This window comes from Devosia litorisediminis (assembly GCF_018334155.1).
GTDB lineage: Bacteria > Pseudomonadota > Alphaproteobacteria > Rhizobiales > Devosiaceae > Devosia > Devosia litorisediminis.
In genome coordinates this window covers 1,451,905-1,475,151 of sequence record NZ_JAGXTP010000001.1, presented here as the reverse complement: position 1 = coordinate 1,475,151, position 23,247 = coordinate 1,451,905, and the positions used below count along the sequence as shown (strand labels likewise).

General features: G+C 61.2%; 22 protein-coding genes. 14 read left to right on the top strand and 8 right to left on the bottom strand.

The window, feature by feature from the left end; all coding sequences use genetic code 11:
- Positions 1–65 precede the first annotated feature (65 nt).
- Both trpE and KD146_RS07080 read right to left on the bottom strand, forming a co-directional pair.
- Positions 66–1,574 carry an anthranilate synthase component I gene (trpE, locus tag KD146_RS07085; RefSeq protein ID WP_212658008.1) on the bottom strand — a complete coding sequence of 503 codons (1,509 nt, stop codon included), beginning with the start codon at positions 1,572–1,574 and terminating at the stop codon, positions 66–68.
- A gap of 37 nt (positions 1,575–1,611) precedes the next feature.
- Positions 1,612–3,483, bottom strand: a complete 1,872-nt coding sequence (locus KD146_RS07080; protein ID WP_212658007.1) for a peptidylprolyl isomerase — start codon at positions 3,481–3,483, stop codon at positions 1,612–1,614.
- Positions 3,484–3,607: 124 nt separating this feature from the next.
- Between KD146_RS07080 and tpiA the strand changes: the two genes are divergently transcribed.
- The 6 genes from tpiA to KD146_RS07050 all read left to right on the top strand — a co-directional run bounded on the left by tpiA (position 3,608) and on the right by KD146_RS07050 (position 8,419).
- Positions 3,608–4,363, top strand: coding sequence for a triose-phosphate isomerase (gene tpiA / locus KD146_RS07075; protein ID WP_212658006.1), 756 nt, complete (start codon positions 3,608–3,610; stop codon positions 4,361–4,363).
- A 108-nt stretch (positions 4,364–4,471) separates the two neighbouring features.
- Complete coding sequence (secG, locus tag KD146_RS07070; protein ID WP_212658005.1) at positions 4,472–4,954, top strand: preprotein translocase subunit SecG; 483 nt, start codon at positions 4,472–4,474, stop codon at positions 4,952–4,954.
- A 111-nt stretch (positions 4,955–5,065) separates the two neighbouring features.
- Complete coding sequence (gene pyrG, locus KD146_RS07065; RefSeq protein WP_212658004.1) at positions 5,066–6,694, top strand: CTP synthase; 1,629 nt, start codon at positions 5,066–5,068, stop codon at positions 6,692–6,694.
- Positions 6,694–7,200 carry a GNAT family N-acetyltransferase gene (locus KD146_RS07060; protein ID WP_212658003.1) on the top strand — a complete coding sequence of 169 codons (507 nt, stop codon included), beginning with the start codon at positions 6,694–6,696 and terminating at the stop codon, positions 7,198–7,200. The genes pyrG and KD146_RS07060 overlap by 1 nt, the downstream gene beginning before the upstream one ends.
- 60 nt (positions 7,201–7,260) lie before the next feature.
- Entirely contained in the window at positions 7,261–7,443 is a 183-nt protein-coding gene (locus KD146_RS07055) for a DUF4169 family protein (RefSeq protein WP_212658002.1), read from the top strand.
- 10 nt (positions 7,444–7,453) lie between these two features.
- Positions 7,454–8,419 carry an NAD-dependent epimerase/dehydratase family protein gene (locus KD146_RS07050; RefSeq protein ID WP_212658001.1) on the top strand — a complete coding sequence of 322 codons (966 nt, stop codon included), beginning with the start codon at positions 7,454–7,456 and terminating at the stop codon, positions 8,417–8,419.
- A 3-nt stretch (positions 8,420–8,422) separates the two neighbouring features.
- On the opposite strand, the gene KD146_RS07045 is transcribed toward KD146_RS07050, so the two are convergent.
- A complete protein-coding gene (locus KD146_RS07045; protein ID WP_212658000.1) occupies positions 8,423–8,854 on the bottom strand; it encodes a VOC family protein in 432 nt (143 codons plus the stop codon).
- A gap of 189 nt (positions 8,855–9,043) precedes the next feature.
- On the opposite strand from KD146_RS07045, the gene eno reads away from it, so the two are divergent.
- The 4 genes from eno (at position 9,044) to KD146_RS07025 (ending at position 11,782) form a co-directional block, all read left to right on the top strand.
- A complete protein-coding gene (gene eno / locus KD146_RS07040; protein WP_212657999.1) occupies positions 9,044–10,321 on the top strand; it encodes a phosphopyruvate hydratase in 1,278 nt (425 codons plus the stop codon).
- 1 nt (position 10,322) lies between these two features.
- Complete coding sequence (locus tag KD146_RS07035) at positions 10,323–11,111, top strand: phosphotransferase (RefSeq protein WP_212657998.1); 789 nt, start codon at positions 10,323–10,325, stop codon at positions 11,109–11,111.
- Positions 11,112–11,177: 66 nt separating this feature from the next.
- A complete protein-coding gene (locus KD146_RS07030; protein ID WP_212657997.1) occupies positions 11,178–11,579 on the top strand; it encodes a hypothetical protein in 402 nt (133 codons plus the stop codon).
- On the top strand, positions 11,576–11,782 hold the full coding sequence (locus tag KD146_RS07025) for a helix-turn-helix transcriptional regulator (RefSeq protein WP_212657996.1): 207 nt from the start codon (positions 11,576–11,578) through the stop codon (positions 11,780–11,782). The genes KD146_RS07030 and KD146_RS07025 overlap by 4 nt, the downstream gene beginning before the upstream one ends.
- 8 nt (positions 11,783–11,790) lie before the next feature.
- Here the strand turns inward: KD146_RS07025 and KD146_RS07020 are convergent, their stop codons facing one another.
- Positions 11,791–13,263, bottom strand: a complete 1,473-nt coding sequence (locus KD146_RS07020; RefSeq protein ID WP_212657995.1) for an AMP nucleosidase — start codon at positions 13,261–13,263, stop codon at positions 11,791–11,793.
- Between the two features lie 333 nt (positions 13,264–13,596).
- Entirely contained in the window at positions 13,597–14,031 is a 435-nt protein-coding gene (locus KD146_RS07015) for a DUF1801 domain-containing protein (protein ID WP_212657994.1), read from the bottom strand.
- A gap of 121 nt (positions 14,032–14,152) precedes the next feature.
- Here KD146_RS07015 and folD point away from each other — a divergent pair, with 121 nt between their 5' ends.
- Both folD and KD146_RS07005 read left to right on the top strand, forming a co-directional pair.
- Entirely contained in the window at positions 14,153–15,055 is a 903-nt protein-coding gene (gene folD / locus KD146_RS07010; RefSeq protein WP_212657993.1) for a bifunctional methylenetetrahydrofolate dehydrogenase/methenyltetrahydrofolate cyclohydrolase FolD, read from the top strand.
- Between the two features lie 10 nt (positions 15,056–15,065).
- The gene (locus tag KD146_RS07005; RefSeq protein WP_212657992.1) at positions 15,066–15,617 is read left to right on the top strand and encodes a DUF1643 domain-containing protein; all 552 of its coding nucleotides are present in this window, start codon (positions 15,066–15,068) and stop codon (positions 15,615–15,617) included.
- Here KD146_RS07005 and KD146_RS07000 read toward each other — a convergent pair.
- The 3 genes from KD146_RS07000 to metH all read right to left on the bottom strand — a co-directional run bounded on the left by KD146_RS07000 (position 15,614) and on the right by metH (position 20,735).
- Complete coding sequence (locus KD146_RS07000; RefSeq protein ID WP_212657991.1) at positions 15,614–16,558, bottom strand: patatin-like phospholipase family protein; 945 nt, start codon at positions 16,556–16,558, stop codon at positions 15,614–15,616. The genes KD146_RS07005 and KD146_RS07000 overlap by 4 nt on opposite strands.
- Positions 16,559–16,620: 62 nt before the next feature.
- On the bottom strand, positions 16,621–16,971 hold the full coding sequence (locus KD146_RS06995) for a hypothetical protein (RefSeq protein WP_212657990.1): 351 nt from the start codon (positions 16,969–16,971) through the stop codon (positions 16,621–16,623).
- Between the two features lie 2 nt (positions 16,972–16,973).
- Entirely contained in the window at positions 16,974–20,735 is a 3,762-nt protein-coding gene (gene metH, locus KD146_RS06990; RefSeq protein WP_212657989.1) for a methionine synthase, read from the bottom strand.
- Between the two features lie 242 nt (positions 20,736–20,977).
- Between metH and KD146_RS06985 the strand changes: the two genes are divergently transcribed.
- Together KD146_RS06985 and KD146_RS06980 are read left to right on the top strand one after the other, a co-directional pair.
- Complete coding sequence (locus tag KD146_RS06985) at positions 20,978–22,036, top strand: septal ring lytic transglycosylase RlpA family protein (protein ID WP_249327601.1); 1,059 nt, start codon at positions 20,978–20,980, stop codon at positions 22,034–22,036.
- 45 nt (positions 22,037–22,081) lie between these two features.
- A complete protein-coding gene (locus KD146_RS06980) occupies positions 22,082–23,227 on the top strand; it encodes a D-alanyl-D-alanine carboxypeptidase family protein (protein WP_269368464.1) in 1,146 nt (381 codons plus the stop codon).
- Positions 23,228–23,247 lie beyond the last annotated feature (20 nt).

Sequence of the window (23,247 nt, the reverse complement as noted above, 5' to 3'; positions counted from 1 at the left end):
CGGCCCCATCGGGCGCCACGGTCAGAAGCCGCCCCGCCATCGCTGCCTGTCAAATACCTGCCGCATCATTGTCCGATCCTTGCCTCGCCAGCATAGCGTAGCGCTTCCTCTGCCGCGCTGAAAAGGGCCCGCGCCTTGTTTTCGCATTCCATCTGCTCAAGCGCTGGCTGGCTATCGGCAACAATACCGGCGCCCGACTGCACATGCAGCTTGCCATCTTTCAGGATCGCCGTGCGCAGCACGATACAGGTGTCCATGGTGCCATCGGCTCCAAAATAGCCCACGCAGCCGCCATAGATACCGCGCCTGGATTTCTCCAGCTCGTCAATGATCTCCATCGCGCGCACCTTGGGCGCCCCCGATACCGTACCCGCCGGAAAGCCCGCCGACAGGGCGTCAACGAAATCGTATTGCGGGTCGAGCTCGCCCACCACATTGGAGACGATGTGCATGACGTGCGAATAGTATTCGAGGAAGAACTTGTCGGTGACCTTGACCGTGCCGATCTTGGCCACGCGCCCCACATCATTGCGGCCCAGATCAAGCAGCATCAGATGCTCGGCCAGCTCCTTGGGGTCGCTCATCAGCTCGGCCGCCATCTCCGCGTCCTTGCTCGGCGTCGCGCCACGCTTGCGCGTCCCCGCGATCGGGCGAATGGTGACCTCGCCATCCTGCACCCGGACCAGAATTTCCGGGCTCGATCCGGCGACAGCGAAATCGCCGAAATCCAGGAAATACATATAGGGGCTGGGATTGGTCCGACGCAGGGCGCGATACAGCGCTGTGGGCGGCAGGTTGAAGTCGGCCGAAAAACGCTGGCTCAACACCACCTGAAAGATATCGCCGGCCGTGATGTATTCCTTGGCCCGCGCCACCATGGCAAAATACTCATCGCGACTGGTATTGCTGGTGACCGCAATGCTTTCCAGATCGGGCAGGGCAGGGGTGGCGGGCATGGCCCGGCCCAGCCGCGCAATCGCGTCATCGATCCGCGCCTGGGCCGCTTCATGAGCCTGACGGGCCGAAACACCGTCACGCACATAGACCGGCGCGGTCAGATAGAGCTCATCCTTGAGCGTGTCGAAGATCGCCAGCAGCGATGGGCGCATCAACACAGCTTCAGGCGTCTGCAGATGGTCTGGATTGCTGTCGGGCAGCACTTCCATATAGCGCACCATCTCATAGCCCAGATAACCATAGACGCCGGCCGACTGCGGCGGCAATCCCTTGGGCATGTCGATCTGGCTGCCTGCAACCAGCTCGCGCAAGGCGTCGAGGGGCAGCGCATCAACCGGCTCAAAGCTGGTCTCGTCGAGCTGCGCGCTCCGGTTGATCGTGGCCGCCCCGGCCTCAACCTTGAGGATCACATCGGGCTGTGTACCAATGATCGAGTAACGTCCGCGCACGGCCGCGTCCTGCACGGATTCCAGCAGGAACGTGTTCTTGCGGCCCTCGGCGAGCTTGAGATAGGTGCCAATCGGCGTTTCGAGGTCGGCCACGATGCGCCGCCAGACGATCTGCGATTTCCCGGCATTGTATTGCTCAGAGAAGCGCTGAAAATCGTCGTCGCCCATCGTGATATTGTCCAGTTTCGAGTTGATCCGGCCTGATTTACAGGCCGGAAGTGAGAGCCAGTGTCTGCTGCAGGGCCTGCTGATTGATCCGCAGGCCGGCATCATCACGGATGGCTGTGACGAAGTCGCCATAGATGCCGATACGCGCCTCGTTCTCAAGGCTTGCCTGGGCACCGGGGTCGAGCGGGCCTTCGGCAGGGGTCGCAGCGACCACCTGGAACACGATATGCTCGCCCGACTGGTTCAGCGCCGAACCATGATGCTCGGCACCGCCGGCAAAGGCTGCGGCGGCCACCACGCTGTCGACGCTGCCATCGGCAGCACCAAATCGCGTAAACGGCGAGCTCAGCTGAGGGAACACATTGTAGCTGGCCGCAACATCGGCAAGCGGCGTCCCGGCATCAAGCTTGGCCACGGCATCAGCACGGGCCGCCAACAGGGCATCATTGGTGCGCTGCGCGGTCACGGCAGCGGCGACCGCATCACGGACTTCATCCAGTGTCTGGTCCCGCGCCGGCTCAATCGCCGTCAGGTCGAAGTAGAGGTTGCCACTGCCAGCCAGTGGAATGGCCGCTGTCAGTTGACCTTCCTCGGCCTTGAAGATGGCCTGGCTGATACGCCCGGCGTCTTCACTGGCAAGATCCGGCAGGATGTTCAACTCGGTACCGCTGGCGGTCACATCAGCCTGATAGAGATGAAGGCCAAAGCGATCCGCAATTTCGGTCAGCGGACGGAACGCTGCGCGCAACTCTTCCACCTGATCCTGCACATCGGCGATCTCGTTGCGGGCCTGGGTACGCGCCAGACCCTGTGCAATCTGCTCGCTGACTTCATCCAGGCTCGGCACGCCGCCCGGCTCGATGGCCGAAACATGCACCGCACGCTTGCCCGTCACGCCATCGATGATGGCAAAGCCACCTTCGCTGACGCCATAGGCGGCACGGGCCAGATTGCCGTCATTGATTTCGCTCTCGGCCAGTGTGCCCAGACCGGTTGCGCTCAGGCCATTATCGGCCAGCAGCGTTTCAAACGGTGTGCCAGCGGCTTGACCAGCTTCAAAAGCGGCAACCTGTTCGTCATTGAGCACGACCTGTTCGATCGTGCGGCGCTCTGGCTTGGTCAACCCGTCCTTGGTGCGCTCATATTCGGCGGCAATGGCGTCCGCTGCAATGGTCTTGGTTGCTGCCAGATCGGCTGGCGACAGGCGCAGCATCTGAACGGTGCGTGTCTCAACAGTGCGGAACTCGACCTGGTTCTCCTCGAGATAGGCTGCCAGTTCCTCTTCGCTCGGCGTTGCCGGCGTTTCGATATTGGTGTCACCCAGCACGAAGAAATCGATCGTACGCTGATCACCCACATAGCGATTGATCAGCTTGGAGGCAGTCTCGGGCAGGGTAGTGTCACCAAACAGGCTCAAAATCAGCTGCTGGCGACGCGCAGCATCGCCCTGATCCTGGAAATATTCAGCTTCCGTCAGGCCGCTCTGGCGCAATACCTGGGTAAAGGCGTTTGGATCGAACGTGCCCAGCGTGCCCTGGAAGGAAGGATCAGCCCGCAACATTTCGCTGAGCTTGTCCTCCGAAACGCCCAGACCGAACGTGCTCGCCATCTGATCGAGCGCCGCATCCTGCGCCAGATCCTGCAGCACCATTGAGGGAATACCCAGATTGACGGCCTGCTCGGCAGTTGGCACCGAACCGAGCTGCTGTGCTACCTGATTGATCTGACGCTGATAGGCGCGCAGGAAGGTCCGCGAATTGATCTCCGCGTCGCCCACGCGGGCCACCGTATTGGTGCCCAGATCAGTGATCACATTGTTGATGCCGAATCCGGCTACACCAACCAGAAGGAACGCCCCCATGATCTTTCCGGGCCAGGATTTTGCAAAACCGCGCAAACTATCGAGCATATCGGACGTTCCGTTTCAGAGACTTGGGCCTTTACCGCAATGGCGGCAGGGCATTAGTAATCCATTTTGACAGCCGGGGTTAGGGCAAAGCCCGTTCCGGTGCAAGAGGCAGGAGTAGCAAACAGTGACCACGACAATCTCGCCGCTTATCGCAGGCAACTGGAAAATGAACGGATTGCGTGGCTCGCTGGACGAGCTGACAGCCCTTGCCGGCATGCTGACCACCGGTGAAGCGCCCCGCGCGCTGGTGGTGATCTGCCCACCCGCAACAATCCTGTCCGAAGTGGTCCATCAAGGCGCCACAGCGGGCATTCTGGCCGGTGGTCAGGATTGCCACACCGAATCCCACGGCGCCCATACCGGCGATATCTCCGCCGGCATGCTGGCTGACGCCGGTGCACAATATGTCATCGTCGGTCATTCCGAACGCCGCGCCGATCATGGTGAAACCGACGCCCAGGTCTGCGCCAAGGCCGAAGCCGCCATCGGTGCAGGCCTCAAGCCGATCATCTGCGTCGGCGAAACCGAATCCCAGCGTGACAGCGGCGACGCGGAAAACGTCGTGGCCGCTCAGCTTGCCGGCTCGATCCCCGAGGCCGCCAGCCAGCATGAAGTCATCATTGCCTATGAACCCATCTGGGCCATCGGCACCGGTCGCACCCCGACCATTGAAGACATTTCCAGCATGCACGCCGCGATCCGCGAAAAACTCACGGCGCGCTTCGCCGAAAAGGGCCCATCCATTCGCATTCTCTATGGTGGTTCGCTCAAGCCGCAGAACGCCCGCGAAATACTGGCCGTGGAAAACGTTAATGGTGGGCTCGTTGGTGGCGCCAGCCTCTTGGCAAAAGACTTCTACACCATTATCTCCGCCGTATGACGCCGTGAGCGCCAAGGGCTGGTCGGAAATTCCGCCCGGCCTCTGGCATTTGCGGACGCAGGCGTGTATGACGCGCCATCTTTTGACAGACCAATAGACTGAGACACCATGGCGAATGTCCTGATTGTGGCCTATCTGCTGATCGTTCTGGCGCTGATTGCAGTTATCCTGCTGCAGCGTTCCGAGGGCGGCGCGCTGGGCATTGGCGGTGGTGGCGGCGGCGGCGGCCTGATGACGGCCCGCGGCTCGGCGAATCTGCTGACCCGCACCACGGCCATCCTGGCGGCCCTGTTCTTTGCAACAGCGATTGGCCTGACCGTACTGAGCGAACTCGATCGCGGCACCTCCAGCATTCTGGACCGTGCAGTGACCACTGACGGCGAAGAAGCCCCGGGCAGCGTGCTCGATGCGCTCAATTCGCTGCAGGGTGACGACACCAGCGATCTGCCAGTGCCGACCACTGAAACAACGCCAGCGGCCCCTGCTGCCGAGACTGCGCCGGCAGAACCTGCCGCTGCAACCGACAGCAATGCCAGCTTGCCGGTGCCCGATGCACCTGCCGAAACGCCGGCAGCTCCGGCGACGAACTAACTGCCGCAAGGCACGACGATTGAGGGGGATGGCAACATCCCCTTCTTCTTTTTGTGTAGAGCCGCACGTGGCCTCTACGAATCGATGCTGATGTGATTAAGGTGAGCGCCCATGGCTCGGTACGTATTCATCACCGGAGGCGTGGTCTCCTCATTGGGTAAAGGTCTTGCATCGGCAGCGCTCGGCGCGGTCCTGCAAGCGCGCGGCTACAAGGTTCGCCTGCGCAAGCTTGACCCCTATCTCAACATCGATCCGGGCACGATGTCGCCCACCCAGCACGGCGAAGTCTTTGTCACCGACGATGGTGCCGAAACCGATCTGGATCTGGGGCACTATGAGCGCTTCACCGGTCGTGCGGCCAACAAGCGCGACAACATCACCACCGGCCGCATCTATTCCGACATTCTGGCGCGTGAGCGCAAAGGCGAATATCTCGGCGCCACCGTGCAGGTCATTCCTCATGTGACCGACGCCATCAAGAACTTCGTGCTTGAGGGCAATGAGGATTTTGACTTCGTGCTGGTCGAGATCGGCGGCACGGTTGGCGACATTGAAGGCCTGCCATTCTTTGAAGCCATCCGTCAGTTGGGCAATGATCTGCCGCGCGGCGACACCTGCTATCTGCATCTGACGCTGATGCCCTACATTCCCTCGGCGGGCGAGCTTAAGACCAAGCCAACCCAGCACTCGGTCAAGGAACTGCGCTCGATCGGCATCGCACCCGACGTGCTGCTGGTGCGCTGCGATCGGCCAATCCCCGAAGGCGAAAAGAAGAAGCTTTCGCTGTTCTGTAACGTGCGTGAAAGCGCCGTTATTCAGGGGCTCGACGTCAGCTCGATCTATGATGTGCCGCTGGCCTATCACCATGAGGGCCTTGACCGCGAAATCCTGGCCACCTTTGGCATCAAGGACGCGCCTGAGCCACAGCTCAAGGCCTGGGAAGAAGTTTCGGCCCGTCTGCACAACCCCGAAGGCGAAGTGAACATCGCCATCGTGGGCAAGTATACCGGCCTCAAGGACGCCTATAAGTCGCTGTCCGAAGCCCTCAACCACGGTGGCATTGCCAACAAGGTCAAGGTCAACCTGCAGTGGATCGATTCCGAGGTCTTCGAGCGCGACGATCCGGCACCCTATCTCGAGCACGTCCACGGCATTCTGGTGCCCGGCGGCTTTGGCGAGCGCGGTTCGGCCGGCAAGATCGAAGCGGCCCGCTTTGCCCGCGTCAAGGATGTCCCGTATTTCGGCATCTGCTTCGGCATGCAGATGGCCTGTGTTGAGGCTGCCCGCAACACCGCTGGCATCAAGAACGCATCCTCGACCGAATTCGGCCCCACCAAGGAGCCCATCGTCGGCATCATGACCGAATGGGTGAAGGGTAATGACACCGAAAAGCGCGCCACCGAAGGCGATTTGGGCGGTACCATGCGTCTGGGCGCCTATCCCGCGCAGCTCACCCGTGGCAGCCGCGTCGCCGATATCTATGGCACCACGCGCATTTCAGAGCGCCATCGTCACCGCTACGAGGTGAACATGGATTACCGCAAGCTGCTCGAAAAGAACGGCCTGCTGTTCTCTGGCGTTTCGCCCGATGGCAAGCTGCCCGAAATTGTCGAGCGCACCGACCATCCCTGGTTCATTGGCGTGCAGTTCCACCCCGAACTGAAGTCCAAGCCGTTTGAGCCCCATCCATTGTTCGCCAGCTTCATCGCGGCAGCCATGGATCAGAGCCGCCTGGTCTGATGGAACTGCAGACGGAGCGCCTAACGCTTCGTCACCCAACACGGGATGATCTCGGGCCGCTGTTCGAGATCATGTCCAATCCCGCCGCCATGCGGTTTTGGTCTACGCTGCCGCACGCCAGCATAGAGGTGACCCGGCCCTGGCTCGAGCGGATGATCGCCAACAACCAGTCGGAAGGCCATCAGTTCCTCATCCTGCTTGATGACCGGGTTATTGGCGAAGTGGGCAGCTGGCGCCCGCCCGATTTCGGTTTCATCCTCCATCCCGATTTCTGGGGGCAGGGGATCGCCACCGAGGCCGCCCGCGCGGTGATCAGCCACATCTTCGCTGTCACCGACACGCCCGATCTGCAGGCCGATGTCGATCCGCGCAATGCCGCCTCGCTACATGTCCTGGCGCGCCTGGGTTTTGTTGAAACCGGTCGGGCTGCCAACACGTTCCTGCTGGGCGAGCAATGGTGCGACAGCATCTATCTGGCATTGCCGCGGCTACATGTGCCGCTCTGAGTATTTGGCGCCCTGGCGGACGCCATGTTAGCCAAGGGTGTCGAACCCGTGGAGACACCAATGGCCGAGATCATCAATCTGCAAAAGGTGCGCAAGCAGCGCGCCCGGACTGAAAAGGCCGAACAGGCCGAGCAGAACCGCATCAAGTTCGGCCGCACCAAGGCCGAAAAACAATTGACCGCTGCCGAACAGGCGCTGGCCGACAAGCGCATTGACGGCCACAAGCGCGACGACGAAGACTAGGGAGAATACCATGAGCAAGGTTGTCGTTATTGGCGCCACCGGTCACATCGGCACCTATCTGGTGCCGCGTCTTGCCATGGCAGGCCATCAGGTCATCGCTGTCAGTCGCGGCGTCGCCAGGCCCTATCAGACCAATGCGGTCTGGTCCCATGTCGAGACCTTGCAGATCGACCGGCAGGCCGAAGAGGCCAAGGGCAATTTCGGCACCACCATTGCCAATCTGAATGCCGATATCGTCATCGACCTGATCTGTTTCACCCGCGCCAGCAGCGACCAGCTTGCTGATGCGCTGGAGCACAATGTCAGCCACCTCATCCATGTCGGCACCATCTGGACACACGGGGCCGCTGCGGTCGTGCCTACGCTGGAATCAGCGGTCAAATATCCCTTCGGTGACTACGGGGTACAAAAGGCCGATATCGAGGCTGACCTGCTGCGCCGCGCCCATCGGCGCAATTTCCCCGTCAGCATCGTTTATCCCGGCCATATCGTCGGTCCGGGCTGGGCGCCGCTCAATCCGGCTGGCCATTTCAATCCCGCGGTGTTTTCCGCCATCGCCGCCAACCAGAGGCTCAGCCTGCCCAATTTCGGGCTTGAAACGGTCCACGACGTCCATGCCGATGATGTTGCCCAGGTGATTTTGGGTACCATGGACAATCATGCCGCATCGATGGGCGAGAGCTTCCACGCGGTCTCTTCAGGGGCATTGACCCTGCGCGGCTATGCCGAAGCCATGTATCGCTGGTTCGGTCACGAGCCCAATCTGGACTTCGCCCCCTTTGCTCAATGGGCCGCCGAACAGAATCCCGACGAGGCTCATGCCACGCGCGAGCATATTGCCCGCTCGCCCAATTGCTCGATCGAAAAGGGCAGGCGATTGCTCGGCTACGCCCCGCGCTACACCTCGCTCGAGGCCGTTCAGGAAGCGGTGACCTGGCTCATAAGCGATGGACAGGTCACCACGCAGGTCAGCTAGACGTTACCAGTTCACCGCGCACACGCTGCCATGCGGTTTGAATTGCAGGCTGTCGGCGGTGTATTCGAAGATCTCCAGCTTGACGCCATTGGGGTCGGCCATCCAGGCTTGCCAGGTCCCGTCCACGCCGCGCTTCTTGTCGGTGATGGTCACGCCCTGGCTGCGCACATGGGCCAGTAACCCGTCCATATCTTCGGTCTCGAGGCAGATATGGTTGATCTGATTGGTTTCGTCGAAACTGGCATTGGCCTTGCTGAACACCTCGATGAAGGTGCGGGCGCCCAGATCGAGGTAATAACCGATCCGTTCTTCACCCCGCATGAAGGTAAAGGCCGTCGGGATACCCAGCACGTCTCGATAGAAAGCCTCGGTGGCCGCAAGATCGTGGGCGAAGATACAGGCATGTGCCACCTGCTTGATGAACGATTTGGCCATTCCGGCTCCTCCATGTGTTGCAAATGGTATTAACGATAATCCGACGGTCAGACAATCGGATATGCGCCAAACTGCCGCCCAAACACCGACTAAAGTCGCATTTTTTTCCGGCTGCCCTCTTTTCCTTGTCATAGCTGAGGGCTAACAGAGAGCCACCAATCGAGCGAACCCATACAAGAAGGGCTTTCCATGTCTTCAATCATCCACGTCAACGGCCGCCAGATCTATGACAGCCGCGGCAACCCCACGGTAGAAGTTGATGTGGTGCTTGACGACGGCAGCTTCGGCCGCGCCGCTGTGCCCTCGGGCGCGTCTACTGGTGCCCATGAAGCCGTCGAGTTGCGCGATGGTGGCAAGAAGTACTCCGGCAAGGGCGTGACCCAGGCCGTCGAGAACGTCAACACCGCCATCTTCGACGAAATCCAGGGCATGGATGCGCTTGATCAACTGGCCGTCGACCAGGCCATGATCGACCTTGATGGCACCCCCAACAAGTCGCGCCTGGGCGCCAACGCCATTCTGGGCGTATCGCTGGCCGTGGCCAAGGCCGCTGCTGAATCGAGCGAGCTGCCCTTTTATCGCTATATTGGTGGCCCGAACGCCCATGTGCTGCCCGTGCCGATGATGAACATCATCAATGGCGGCGAGCATGCCGATAACCCCATCGACATGCAGGAATTCATGATCCTGCCCGTGGGCGCGGAAAACCTGGCTGATGCCGTCCGCATCGGTTCGGAAATCTTCCACACCCTCAAAAAGGGTTTGTCTGCCGAAGGCTTCAACACCTCGGTTGGCGACGAAGGCGGCTTCGCACCCAATCTGAAATCGGCTGACGAAGCCCTCGGCTTCATCATGCGCTCGATCGAAAAAGCCGGCTACAAGCCCGGTGAGGACGTGTTCCTCGGCCTCGATTGCGCGGCAACCGAGTACTTCAAGAACGGCAAGTACGAGATGGTCGGCGAGGGCAAGTCGCTCTCCTCGGAAGAAAACGTCCGTTTCCTGGCCGATCTGGCTGCCCGCTACCCGATCATCACCATCGAAGACGGCATGGGCGAAGACGACTGGGAAGGCTGGAAGGCCCTGACCGACGCCATTGGCGACAAGGTGCAGCTGGTCGGTGACGATCTGTTCGTGACCAATACCGAGCGCCTCGTATCGGGCATCAAGATGGGCGTTGCCAACTCCATCCTGGTCAAGGTCAACCAGATCGGCTCGCTCTCGGAAACCCTCAACGCCGTCGATACCGCGCACCGCGCCGGTTACACCTCGGTGATGTCGCATCGTTCGGGCGAAACCGAAGACTCCACCATTGCCGATCTCGCGGTCGCGCTGAACTGCGGTCAGATCAAGACCGGCTCGCTGAGCCGTTCGGATCGTCTGGCCAAGTACAACCAGCTGATCCGCATCGAAGAGCAGCTTGGCTCTTCGGCCAAGTATGCCGGCTATTCGGTCGTCAAGGGCCGCTAATATGAACGATGACGAGGTCGCCCTTACCGGCGGCAACGTCAACCAATCTGTCGTGCGCGTCGGCGATTCCGTCCGACGCGCACAGACGCCCGCCAGCCCCGCCATTCAACGGCTGCTGCGCCATCTGGAGGCCAAGGGCTTCACTGGCGCCCCACGCTTCCGCGGCATTGATGCACAGGGCCGCGAAACGCTCTCCTTCATTGCAGGCGCGGTAAACGACACCGCGCACCTCTGGACTGAAGATCTGCCGCTACTCGCAGGCGCCAGACTGCTGCGCGCCTATCATGATGCGACAGCTGATTTTGTCTCCGGACCGGACGATGTGTGGGCCTATCGCCATCCCGATCCGACCCGACACGAGGTCATCAGCCACAACGACTTTGCGCCCTACAATCTGGTCTTTGCCGACGGCATGCCCATCGCCGCCATCGATTTCGATCTGGTGGGACCTGGGCCGCGCCTGCGTGATCTGGCCTACGCCGCCTACTGGATGGTGCCGCTCTCGTTCGAAGCAGGGGATATGCGCGCCCCTGCCATGCGCGATCTCGCTGAAGGCTCCCGTCGTCTCAAGGCATTCTGCCAGGCTTATGGCGTCGCCACCGATACCGCGCTTCTCGATTGGGTTGCAGCCGTGCTGCATGACATGGGCGACCCGACATTCGCGACAGCCATGGTCGGCCCTGCCGTCGCCGCGCGCCTACAGCTGGACGGTCATTTCGATCACTGGCATCGCGAACGCGATGCCTTCCACGCGAAGCGCCAAAACCTCGTCGCAAATATCGAACTGTAAAGCACGCTTGACACAATTTCGAACCGCGCCTATGTAAAGCACACTTTACAAGTCACGGGGATGACCATGATGTACAAGCAAGCCAACAGGCGCTTTCTCACGGTGATGATGAGTGCCATGGCGCTGTTCCTGCTGTTCAGCCTGCTGATCGACTGGAGCAACAGAAACCTTGAACTGGCCGCGCCAATCCTGTGGGCCGCAAGCCTGGTCCCGATTGCTGCTTTGCTGACAACCCTCTGGGCACATTGGCGTTTTGTCACTGAAATAGACGAGTTCTTGCGCAGCATTCAGATCAAGGCGATCTTCGTCGGCCTGGCCGTCATCCTGATCCTGGTATCAAGCTGGGGCTATCTCGAACGTTATGTCGACGCCCCCACGCTACCCATGTTCTGGCTCAACCCGATCTACTGGATAGCCTATTCCTGTGCGGCGATGGTCTTCTCGCGCCGCGAAGGAGCCCCACTTTGAGGAACCGCCTCAAGGAGTTGCGCACGGCGCAGGGCTGGTCGCAGGCGGTGATGGGAGAAAAGCTCGACGTATCCCGGCAGTCCATCATCGCCATAGAGAGCGGCAGGTTTGACCCGTCGCTCCCTCTGGCCTTCAAGATCGCGCGCCTACTCGGAGAACCCATCGAATCCGTTTTTCAGGACGACGCGACCCAGAAACCGTAACCGCGCCCTTACTGGAACGCGGTCTCGGCAAAGCTGCGCAGCTTGCGTGAATGCAGCCGCTCTGCCGGCTGATCACGCAGGATTTCCATGGCGCGCAGGCCAATCTGCAGATGCCGGTTGATCTGGGTGCGGTAGAAGTCCGAGGCCATGCCGGGCAGCTTGAGCTCACCATGCAACGGCTTGTCGGAGACGCAGAGCAGGGTGCCATAGGGCACGCGGAAGCGGAAACCATTGGCGGCGATGGTCGCCGATTCCATGTCCAGCGCGACGGCACGCGACTGGCTCAGCCGCTGGGTGATCTCGGCCTGATCGCGTAGTTCCCAGTTGCGATTATCAAACGTCGCCACTGTGCCGGTGCGCATGATCTTCTTGGTCTCGATGCCCTCGGTCTCGGTGATCTCGTGCACCGCCTGCTCAAGGGCAACCTGCACTTCGGCCAGCGCCGGGATCGGCACCGACAGTGGCAGATCAGCGTCGAGCACGTGATCTTCACGCACATAAGCGTGCGCCAGTACATAATCGCCCAGCTCCTGCGAATTGCGCAGACCGGCGCAATGGCCCAGCATGATCCAGGCATGGGGCCGCAGCACCGCGATATGATCGGTGATCGTCTTGGCGTTGGACGGCCCCACGCCGATATTGACCATGGTGATGCCCCGGCCATTGGCCGCGGTCAGGTGATAGGCCGGCATTTGCGGTGCACGCGCCGGCGAGGTGCCCTCGACCTTGCCGCCCGTCAGCGCATTGTCCGTGACCACATTGCCCGGCTCGATAAAGCTCTCGTAATGCGTATGCCCGTCAGCCAGGTACTGCTTGGCGACGCGGCAGAACTCATCGATGTAGAACGCGTAATTGGTGAAGATCACGAAGTTCTGAAAATGGCTGGCATCGGTGCCGGTGTAGTGGCTCAGCCGGAACAGCGAATAGTCGACGCGCGGCGCTGTAAACGCTGCCAGCGGGTAGGGTCCGCCGCGTGGCGGCACGAAGGTGCCATTGGCAATTTCGTCATCGGTATTGCCCAGATCGGGCGCGTCGAACACATCGCGCAGCGGAATGTTGAGCGCATTGAGCGCTTCGCCATCGATCCGTTCATTGGCCGGCACGGCAAAGTGCAGCGGGATCGGGGTGTCCGACTCGCCAATATCGATCGTGCCGCCATGGTTTTTCAGGATCACCGTGAACTGCTCGATAAAATAGGTGCGGAACAGGTCCGGTGCCGTGACTGTGGTGCGATAGATGCCCGGCGTATGCAGGAAGCCATAGGGCAGGGTGCTCTCGCTGCGGCTGTAGCTTGTCGAACGCACCTCGATCTGCGGATAGCAGGCCCGCACCCGCTTGGCCGGCACGGTTCCCTTGGTCAGCGCCGCCAGATGCTCGCGGATAAAGCCGGTATTGCGGTGATAGAGCTCGGCCAGATAGGCCCACGCCTTCTCAGGATCGGTGAAGGATTGCGTTTCGGCACGTGGTGGGCTGATGGTCATTTTCTTGCTCTTTCATCTCGCGGGCTCCGGATTGAACCCCCGTCGGCGGAATCGTGTTGCGCATCCGGCAACGATTAGCCTTTCCTGATGACAGCTTCTCGACGCCGCTTCAACTCCAGCCCTGATATCGGGGTCTTTTCACATCGGAGTGATTGCCACTTTTCTCGCCGCAATTGCGCACCATCTTGAGGATCAGTTCACTGGCATAGCAAACGACCCATGCAACCGGTGAGCCAGGAGTGCCGCGTTGGCCGCTTGTCCCCCAAGCCCTCAACAGTGCGGTAGGCCGGCATTCCCAAGGGCCACCAGGACAGAGATGTTCCGGTGGCCCTTTCAATGCTCAACATAACGCGCTTTGGTTGCCACCACCGACCGCCGCGCCAACTCTTCCAGAACGCCCAGGTCGATATCGGCGAGCCGCTTGACGTACAAGCACGCCTTGGCCATGCGGTGCTTGCCCAGCCGGGCCAGCAATGCGGTGATTTCCGCCGCATCGGCGTCTTCGGAACAGCCCATCAGATAAAGGCTGAACGCGGCCTTGCGCGGGGCGAAACCGATCAGAAACGTGTCTCCCTCGTGTCCGCTGGCATAGCGATAGTGATACTGGCCAAACCCCACCATGGTACCCCACAGCACGGGCGGTTCGCCCGTCACCTTACCCATCATGGCGATCAGCGTTTCGCTATCGGCGCGCTTGGTCGCATCGGGCACCTGCGCAATGAAGGCGTCGACGTCACCACTATGCGGTCTGGTCTTCTGTTCCGGCATGGCTGGCTCCCTCCCATTTTGCTGGCAAAACCATAGACGAGCGTCTCCGCATTTCCTATTGCTGCGCCCAACGGTCCAACCGGCCGATCCCAACACTGATTGAACCCTATGGAGGTGTCACATGGCAGCCAAGATCATCGACGGTAAGAGCTTCGCCGAAGGTCTGCGCGGTCGCATTGCCGACCATGTGGAACGCCTCAAGACCGAACACGGCATCACCCCGGGTCTGGCCGTGGTCATTGTTGGTCACGATCCGGGCAGCCAGGTCTATGTCGCCCAGAAGGCCAAGCAGACAGTCGCCGTGGGCATGCATTCGGAAAAATACGAACTGCCCGAAACCGTCAGCGAGGCCGAGGTGCTGGCGCTGGTGCAAAAGCTCAATGCCGATCCCGCCATCCACGGCATCCTCGTGCAATTGCCGGTGCCCGATCATATCGATTCGAAGAAGATCATCGAAACCATCGATCCTGCCAAGGACGTCGACTGCTTCACCCCCGCCAGTGTCGGCAAGCTGGCGATTGGCCTGCCGGGCCCGGTCTCCTGCACCCCATTGGGTTGCCTGATGCTGCTGCGCGACCAGTTGGGCGACCTCTCGGGCAAGCACGCCGTGGTGGTGGGTCGCTCCAATCTGGTGGGCAAGCCCATTGCCCAATTGCTGCTGCGTGAGAACTGCACCGTCACCATGGCCCATTCACGCACCCAGGATCTGCCATCCATCGTGCGCCAGGGCGATATTGTCATCGCCGCTGTCGGCCGTCCCGAAATGATCAAGGGTGACTGGATCAAGCCGGGGGCCACCGTGATCGATGTTGGTATCAACCGCATCGACGCCCCCGAGCGCGGCGCGGGCAAGACACGCCTGCTCGGCGACGTTGATTTCGCACAGGCGTCGGAAGTCGCCGGTGCGATTACCCCGGTCCCGGGTGGCGTTGGACCCATGACCATTGCCTGCCTGCTGGCCAATACCGTCACCACAGCCTCGTTGATCAATGGTCTGGTGCCCCCCAGCGATCTGACCGCGTAAGGTCCGTCCGGTGAGTGCAGCCAGTCACGATCCCGGCGGCAAGGTGCGCCTGGCATTGATGCCGGGCGTGCGCGGCGATGCGCGCTTCAGCGCCGACGGCCGCTATCGCCAGCTAATGCGGCGTTGGACCGGCGATGCGTTCCCTGATCGTTACGTATTGTTCATCGGCATGAACCCCAGCACCGCCGACGCCGAGGTCAATGATCCCACCTGCGCCCGCGAGTGGAGCTTCACGCAGCGCGAAGGCTATGCCGCCATGGTCAAGGCCAATGTCGGCGACTATCGCGCCACCGATCCCAAAATGCTGCTGGCGCCGGGCGTCGAGGCTGTGTCGCCAGACAACCTGCCCACCATCCGCCAGGTCGCGGCGGACGCGGCCCTGGTGGTGCTGTGTCACGGCAAGCTCAACAAGGCGCTGGCACCAGCGGGCAGGGCACTGGTGGCGGCACTTCAGGCCGACGGCACCGATCTCTGGTGCTTTGGTACCAATGCCGACGGTTCACCCAAGCATCCGCTCTATTTGCGCGCCGACACCCCGCTGCGCCGCTTCACGATCGGCTAGAGCCGGCTGCGGCCCTTCAGCTTGGCTTCGATGACCGGCAGCACCTGTTCGGCCGCTGCACGGCCCTCGGCGATCGATTCTCCCGCCCGGTGGAAATCCATCAGACCGATATCGGCCACCCGCGGCATGACCATGGCGTGCGGCGGCTCGCCCGCAAGCCGTGAGCGGGTGATGTGGTCCTGCATGATGTCGATGGCATTGGTCAGCACGTCGAAATAACCCGGTGTCGGGCTACCCGTCCCGAAAAAGCTCAGCGACGACATTTTCGACTGCACCGAGGTGGGGATAGACGCGATCAATTCCATCAGGCTTTCAGGCTTGGCCACCGTGTCCGACCTGTTGGCATCATCGGCCGCTGGATCGGCTTCCATCACCAGACGACGCCCCAACAGGTCCTCATTCAGATTGACCGCAATGATGAAGTCGGCGCCCATGGCCCGGCACACCGAGACCGGGATCGGGTTGACCAGCCCGCCATCGGACAACCAGCGCCCGTCCAACTTGGTGGGGCTGAACAGGCCGGGCATGCCGATAGAGGCGCGCACCGCCGTCGCCAGCGACCCCGATTGCAGCCAGATTTCCCGGCCCGTGCTGATATCGGTCGCCACTGCCGCAAAGGGGAGTTTGAGGTCTTCGATCTTGTCGGGCAGGCCCAGCCCGGTCAGCCACTTCACGATGTGAACGCCATCCACCAGCCCGCCGGCCAGCAGCCCCACATCGATCATCGCCGCCACGGCACGCCAGTCGGCACCCATGGCCCAGTCGCGCAGCGCGTCCAACCGTCCGCTGGCATAGACCGAACCGACCAGCGCGCCCATTGAGGTGCCACAGACAATGTCGGGTTTGATGCCAGCCTCGGTCAGCACATCGAGCACGCCAATATGGGCCCAGCCGCGCGCTGCGCCGCTGCCCAGCGCCAGCGCAATGGATGGTTTGGCCATGATCGATCTCCCAACGCTATTTTGCCCACGATAGGCGAGGGCGTCAGCCGGGGAAAGAGACGCTAGGCCGCATCCGCCAGATAGAACAGCCGCGCCACGGTATGATCGCGCAGCGCCTGTGCCGGAAGCTTGCCGGTCAGCGCCGCCACGACAACGGCGGGATCCGGCACCGCGCTGGCGTCGACGATTACCCGCGTAAAGGCCGGTCGCAGCTCCCGCTTGGCGCTTTCAAGCAGATCATAGAGCATCGCACGCACATCGGTACGCGTCGCACAGGCCACGCAATGCTGCCCATCGGGGTGGCCGTGCCCGCTATTGGCAGGCAGGCGGAGCAGGGCGGTATCGGCGTCCAGCGCCAGCAACTGCCCTGCCTTGGTCACGACGGTCACCGGAATGGGTTCAACCCTGGCCATGCTTACTCCGCCGCCACGATAGCCGGGCCGGGAATGTAGTTCAGGATCGGCCCGAGCCAGCGTTCGACCTCTTCGACCGGCATGCCCTTGCGGGCGGCATAATCGAGCACCTGATCGCGTTCCACCTTGGCCACGCCGAAGTAATAGGCATCGGGATGCGCGTAGTAAAAGCCTGACACCGACGAGCCGGGCCACATCGAAAAGCTCTCCGTCAGCGTGACGCCGGCATTCTTTTCAGCGTCCAGCAGCTTGAACAACGTGGTCTTTTCTGTGTGATCGGGCTGGGCTGGATAGCCCGGCGCCGGGCGAATGCCGCGATAGGTTTCCTGTGCCAGCTCTTCGGGGGTCTGCGTTTCGTCGGCAGCATAACCCCACAGCTCGCGCCGCACCCGCGCATGCATCATTTCAGCCAGTGCCTCGGCAAAGCGATCCGCCAGCGCCTTGACCAGAATGGACGAATAATCGTCGTTCTGCTTCTCGAACCGCTCGGCAATTGCCACTTCTTCAAGCCCGGCGGTGACCACGAAGGCGCCCATATAGTCGGCCTTGCCGCTATCAACCGGTGCCACGAAATCGCTCAGCGCCATATTGGGCTTGCCATCGCGCTTGCTCAACTGCTGGCGCAGGGTGAACAGGGTTGCCAACTCTTCCTTGCGGCCTTCATCGGTGAACAGGCGGATATCGTCGCCCACCGCATTGGCTGGCCACAGCCCCACAACGGCGCGTGGCACGAACCATTTCTCGTCAATGATCTGCTTGAGCATGCGCTGCGCATCGTCAAACAGCGCCCGCGCGGCTTCGCCCTGGCGTTCGTCCTGCAGAATGGCCGGATAGCGTCCCTTGAGCTCCCAGGTCTGGAAGAACGGCGTCCAGTCAATGTATCCAGCCAGTTCCGCCAGATCAAAATCCGCGAACACCTTGGTGCCCAAAAAGCTCGGCTTGGGGGGCTCATAGCCTTCCCAGTCAGGCTTGAAAGCATTGGCGCGCGCGGTGGTCAGGGGCAGACGCTTCTTGTCTTCCTCGGCGCGCAAATGCGCCGCCGCAGCCTTGGCGTACTGGGCCTTGATGTCGTCGATAAACGCCACCTTGGTGTCGGCCGAGAGCAGATTGCCCACCACCCCAACGGCGCGGCTGGCGTCGTTGACATGCACGGCCTGGCCCCGCTCATAGCGCGGGTGGATCTTGACGGCCGTGTGCACGCGGCTGGTGGTCGCCCCACCAATCAGCAGCGGAATGTCGAACCCTTCGCGCTCCATTTCGGCGGCCACATGCACCATCTCGTCCAGTGACGGCGTGATCAGCCCGGACAGGCCGATAATATCGACGTTCTCGTCCTTGGCCGTCTGCAGGATCTTGGCGGTGGGGACCATCACGCCCAGATCGATGATTTCGTAATTATTGCAGCTGAGCACCACGCCCACGATGTTCTTGCCAATATCGTGCACATCGCCCTTCACCGTCGCCATCAGCACCTTGCCCGCGCTCTTGCGGCCCGTGGCATTGCCGTCGGCGTTCTTTTCGGCTTCCATATAGGGCAGCAGCAGTGCCACGGCCTGCTTCATCACGCGGGCTGACTTGACCACCTGGGGCAGGAACATTTTGCCCGAGCCGAACAGGTCACCCACAATGCCCATGCCCGCCATGAGCGGGCCTTCGATAACGTGCAGCGGCCGAGCGGCCTTCTGGCGCGCTTCTTCGGTATCGGCGTCGATAAATTCGGTAATGCCGTTGACCAGCGCATGCGCAATGCGGTCTTCGACCGGTTTTTCGCGCCAGCTCATATCCTTGGCGGCCGCTTCCTTGCCGGCGGTACCGCGATAGCGCTCGGCAATCTCCAGCAGACGATCCGTGCCGTCATCGCGGCGATTGAGGATCACGTCCTCGCAGGCCTCGCGCAGTTCGGGATCGATCGACTCGTATACGGCCAGCTGACCGGCATTGACGATGCCCATGTCCATGCCGTTCTGGATGGCATAATACAGGAACACCGCGTGCATGGCCTCGCGCACCGGCTCATTGCCGCGGAACGAGAAGCTCAGATTGGAGATGCCGCCCGAAATATGGACATGGGGCAGGGTCTCGGTGATCTGCTTGGTCGCTTCGATAAAGGCCACGCCATAGCCATTATGCTCTTCAATGCCCGTCGCCACGGCGAACACATTGGGGTCGAACACGATGTCTTCGGGCGGAAAGCCCACCTCTTCAGTCAGCAGCTTGTAGGCACGGGTACAGATTTCGACCTTGCGCTCGAACGTGTCGGCCTGACCCTGTTCGTCAAACGCCATCACCACAACGGCGGCGCCATAGGCCCGCACCAGCCGGGCTGACTTGAGGAAGGCCTCTTCGCCTTCCTTCATCGAGATCGAATTGACCAGTGCCTTGCCCTGGACGCACTTAAGGCCCGCCTCGATCACCTCCCATTTGGAGCTGTCGATCATCAACGGCACCTTGGCGATGTCGGGCTCGGCTGCCAGCAGGTTGAGATACTCGATCATCACCTGCTTGGAGTCGATCAACCCTTCATCCATGTTGATGTCGATGATCTGGGCACCATTGGCCACCTGATCGCGCGCCACTTCGAGTGCCGCGTGATAATCGCCCGCCGTGATCAGTTTGCGGAACCGGGCCGAGCCGGTGACATTGGTGCGCTCACCCACATTCACGAATGGAATTTCGGCAGTCAGCGTAAAGGGCTCAAGTCCGGCCAGCCGCAGCCTGGTCTCGATCTCGGGCACCACACGCGGCTGATACTTGCTCACCGTTTCGGCGATGGCCCGAATATGATCTGGCGTCGAACCACAGCAACCGCCCACGATATTGAGCAGACCTTCGCTGGCGAACTGATCCAGCTGGCTTGCCATCATCTCGGGTGTTTCGTCATAGCCGCCAAATTCATTGGGCAGGCCGGCATTGGGGTAGGCGCAGATGAAAGTGTCGGCGACGCCTGACAGCTCCGCGATATGGTCGCGCATCAGATCGGCGCCCAGGGCACAGTTCAGCCCGATAGTGATCGGATTGGCATGGCGCACCGAATACCAGAATGCCGACGGCGTCTGACCCGACAGCGTCCGCCCCGACAGATCGGTGATCGTGCCCGAGATCATGATCGGCACATCGATGCCGCGCTCTTCAAACAGCCGCTGCGCCGCGAAAATGCCCGCCTTGGTGTTCAGCGTATCGGTAATCGTCTCGAACAGCAGCAGATCGGCGCCCGCATCAACCAGACCGCGAATGGCTTCGCCATAGGCCACAACCAGTTCATCAAAGGTGATCGAGCGGTGGCCGGGGCTGTTGACGTCCGTCGACATCGACGAGGTCTTGTTGGTTGGCCCCAGGGCACCAGCCACGAAACGCCGCCGGCCATCTTCCGCCTCGGCCCGCAACGCAGCCCGCCGGGCAACCGCCACACCCTGGAAATTGATGTCATAGACCGCGTCTTCGCAGCCATAATCGGCCTGCGCCACCGAGGTCGCCGAGAACGTATTGGTCTCTACGATATCGGCACCGGCCAGATAATATTCGAGATGGATATCCTCGACTGCCTGCGCCTCGGTGATCACCAGCAGGTCATTATTGCCCTGCAATGGCAGATCCCAGTCCTTGAACCGCTCGCCCCGGAAGTTCTCCTCGGTGAACTTGCGGCGCTGCAGCATCGTGCCCATCGCGCCATCCAGAATCAGGATGCGCTCCCGCATGGCATCGGCCAACGCGGTGCGCACTTCGTTCCAGTCGGGAATAGGGGGCTGCTGCTCGGAAAGGCTCATCGCCGTTCACCTCGGTTCATACGGTCGTCAGAATTGACATAAAGATATCTTTATATCATCGAAAGCGCAAGGTCAGGGGCGGCTGAATGCGCGCCAAGCCTGTCATTCGCACATTGCATCTAAATGCGATGCTCAATGCTAACAGTCTGTTGTCCTTAACCTCCCCTAAACCAGAAAACTGTTCTTTGCGCGACCTTGCCCTCTGGTCACGTTACCATCGGCATTCGCAGTAAGGTCAGCCTATGAGTATGCATACCGTGACGACACCCTGGCGCCATGCCATCCGCCTTGTCGCTCTGGCGACCCTGATCGCGCCGATGATCGCGGCTTGCGGCATGGGCGATCTGGGCGCCACCGTGAAGCGCTCGGCCTTCACTTCCAAGGAATATGGCGTCAACGCCTCGCCACGGGTCACCTCCAACCCCAATCCGCCCAAGGGTGGCGGCCGCTATCAGGTCGGCAAGCCCTATACGGTGCGCGGCAAGGTCTATGTGCCCCAGGAAAACCCCAGCTACGCCGATAGTGGCGAAGCGTCCTGGTATGGCTCTGACTTCCATGGACGCCGCACGGCGAATGGTGAAATCTTCTCGGCCAACGCCATAACGGGCGCGCATCCAACGCTGCCGCTGCCCAGCTATGTCCGTGTTACCAATCAGGAAAACGGTCGCTCGGTCATCGTTCGCGTCAATGATCGCGGCCCCTATGTGGCCGGTCGCATCATGGATCTCTCGCATCGTGCCGCGGAAATGCTTGGCTATGTGAACAATGGCCACGCCCAGATTCGTGCCGAATATGTCGGCCGCGCGCCGCTTGAGGGTGACGATACCCGCATGCTGGTGGCCAGCTATTCCGGCCCCGCTGATTTCGGCGGCAGCAGCAATACCCGCTACGCCTATGCCGACAACACAAATAGCCTGGCCGATATTGCCGGCAATTTCATCGGCGGCCTGTTCTCCTATGCAGACACTACACCGCAGGAGCAGGATCTCGCCATCGGCACCGCACACGCCGCAGCAACGGCCATGGCAACCCGCTCGACAGCGCTCGACGAATGGGTTCAGTCGGTCGATGTCGATGCCCGTCAGATCAAGATGGGCCTTGGTGTCTTTGCTGATCGCAACAATGCCATCGCGCTGGCCGAGCAGTTCGCCTTGCTAGGCGCCGTCGACGAAGAGCCCGTCACCATTAATGGCCGGGACGCAACCCGGCTCGTCCTGACCCATCTCAAACCCGGTGTTTCCAAAGTTGATGCCCTTGATATGGCGCGGCAACTTGGCCTGAACGACATAAGTCTCTATTAGTTCTATTTGTCGGCAAATTGGCCGACAATGGAGGGATAGGCGCGCGTGAAACGGCTCGGATATATACTGGCAGTGCTGCTGGCGATGGCGGCCCCGGTTTGGGCGCAGGCCACTTTCGACACCAAGGCCAAATTTGCCGTTCTGATGGACCATGAGACCGGCACCGTCATCTTCCAGAAGGATGCTGACCTGCCCATGGAGCCGGCCAGCATGGCCAAGCTGATGACCATAGCGGTGGTCTTTGATCAGATCCGCACCGGCCGCCTCAGTTTTTCCGATGAGTTTTTCGTCTCAGAACACGCCTGGCGCACTGGCGGCGCCTCTTCGGGCGGCTCGACCATGTTCGCCGAACTCAATTCCAAGATTTCGGTCGAGAACCTGATCCGTTCGGTGATCATCCAGTCGGGCAACGACGCCGCCATCATTCTGGCCGAAGGTATTGCCGGCTCGGAAGCCAGCTTTGCCGCGATGATGAACGAGTTGGCCGAGGATATCGGCCTGACGGGCTCCTATTTCACCAATCCTACCGGCTTGCCCGATCCCGACATGCGCGTAACCGCACGTGACCTGGCCGATCTGGCCCGCTATCTGATCCGCGAATATCCCCAATATTACCACTACTTCTCCGAACCGGATATGGAGTGGAACGGCATCAAGCAGGGCAATCGCAACTCGCTGGTTGAACTGGGTATTGGCGTGGACGGTCTCAAGACCGGTCATACCGAAGCAGCCGGCTACGGCTCTGTCATCTCCACCAAAGAGGGCGGCCGCCGCCTCATTGGCGTCATTCATGGCCTGACCTCGATGTCCCAACGCGCCGAAGAAGGTCGCAAGCTGATCACCTGGGGCGCCCGCGCCTTTGAACGCGTCGCCGCTTATGCCGACGGTGCGATTGTCGCCTATGCCAGCGTCTATGGCGGAGAAAGCGGCAGTGTCGGCCTGATCGGTAACGGCGAGGTAGCGCTTTACCTGCCGCGCGGCTCGCGCAAATGCCTCAGCGCCGAAGTGCAGTACAATGCACCGTTGCGCCCCCCCGTGCTGGCCGGCGACCAGATCGCTGAACTGCGCGTGTTCTGTGACGACCGGCTGGTTCAGGTCGCGCCTCTCTACGCGGCCGAAACCGTGCTGGAAGGCGGCATCACCCGCAAGGCGGCCGATGCATTGCGACAACTGGCTCTTGGCTGGCTCTGAGACTCGGATACAACGCTCAT

Bases quoted from the DNA above. Each gene is read 5' to 3' on its own strand.
- eno (WP_212657999.1), top strand. From the start codon at position 9,044: ATGTCTTCAATCATCCACGTCAACGGCCGCCAGATCTATGACAGCCGC.
- KD146_RS07045 (WP_212658000.1), bottom strand. From the start codon at position 8,854: ATGGCCAAATCGTTCATCAAGCAGGTGGCACATGCCTGTATCTTCGCC.
- KD146_RS07050 (WP_212658001.1), top strand. From the start codon at position 7,454: ATGAGCAAGGTTGTCGTTATTGGCGCCACCGGTCACATCGGCACCTAT.
- KD146_RS06995 (WP_212657990.1), bottom strand. From the start codon at position 16,971: ATGGCCAGGGTTGAACCCATTCCGGTGACCGTCGTGACCAAGGCAGGG.
- pyrG (WP_212658004.1), top strand. From the start codon at position 5,066: ATGGCTCGGTACGTATTCATCACCGGAGGCGTGGTCTCCTCATTGGGT.
- KD146_RS06985 (WP_249327601.1), top strand. From the start codon at position 20,978: ATGAGTATGCATACCGTGACGACACCCTGGCGCCATGCCATCCGCCTT.
- metH (WP_212657989.1), bottom strand. From the start codon at position 20,735: ATGAGCCTTTCCGAGCAGCAGCCCCCTATTCCCGACTGGAACGAAGTG.
- KD146_RS07015 (WP_212657994.1), bottom strand. From the start codon at position 14,031: ATGCCGGAACAGAAGACCAGACCGCATAGTGGTGACGTCGACGCCTTC.
- folD (WP_212657993.1), top strand. From the start codon at position 14,153: ATGGCAGCCAAGATCATCGACGGTAAGAGCTTCGCCGAAGGTCTGCGC.
- KD146_RS07080 (WP_212658007.1), bottom strand. From the start codon at position 3,483: ATGCTCGATAGTTTGCGCGGTTTTGCAAAATCCTGGCCCGGAAAGATC.
- KD146_RS07060 (WP_212658003.1), top strand. From the start codon at position 6,694: ATGGAACTGCAGACGGAGCGCCTAACGCTTCGTCACCCAACACGGGAT.
- KD146_RS07000 (WP_212657991.1), bottom strand. From the start codon at position 16,558: ATGGCCAAACCATCCATTGCGCTGGCGCTGGGCAGCGGCGCAGCGCGC.
- KD146_RS07055 (WP_212658002.1), top strand. From the start codon at position 7,261: ATGGCCGAGATCATCAATCTGCAAAAGGTGCGCAAGCAGCGCGCCCGG.
- KD146_RS07035 (WP_212657998.1), top strand. From the start codon at position 10,323: ATGAACGATGACGAGGTCGCCCTTACCGGCGGCAACGTCAACCAATCT.
- trpE (WP_212658008.1), bottom strand. From the start codon at position 1,574: ATGGGCGACGACGATTTTCAGCGCTTCTCTGAGCAATACAATGCCGGG.
- KD146_RS07030 (WP_212657997.1), top strand. From the start codon at position 11,178: ATGATGTACAAGCAAGCCAACAGGCGCTTTCTCACGGTGATGATGAGT.
- KD146_RS07020 (WP_212657995.1), bottom strand. From the start codon at position 13,263: ATGACCATCAGCCCACCACGTGCCGAAACGCAATCCTTCACCGATCCT.
- secG (WP_212658005.1), top strand. From the start codon at position 4,472: ATGGCGAATGTCCTGATTGTGGCCTATCTGCTGATCGTTCTGGCGCTG.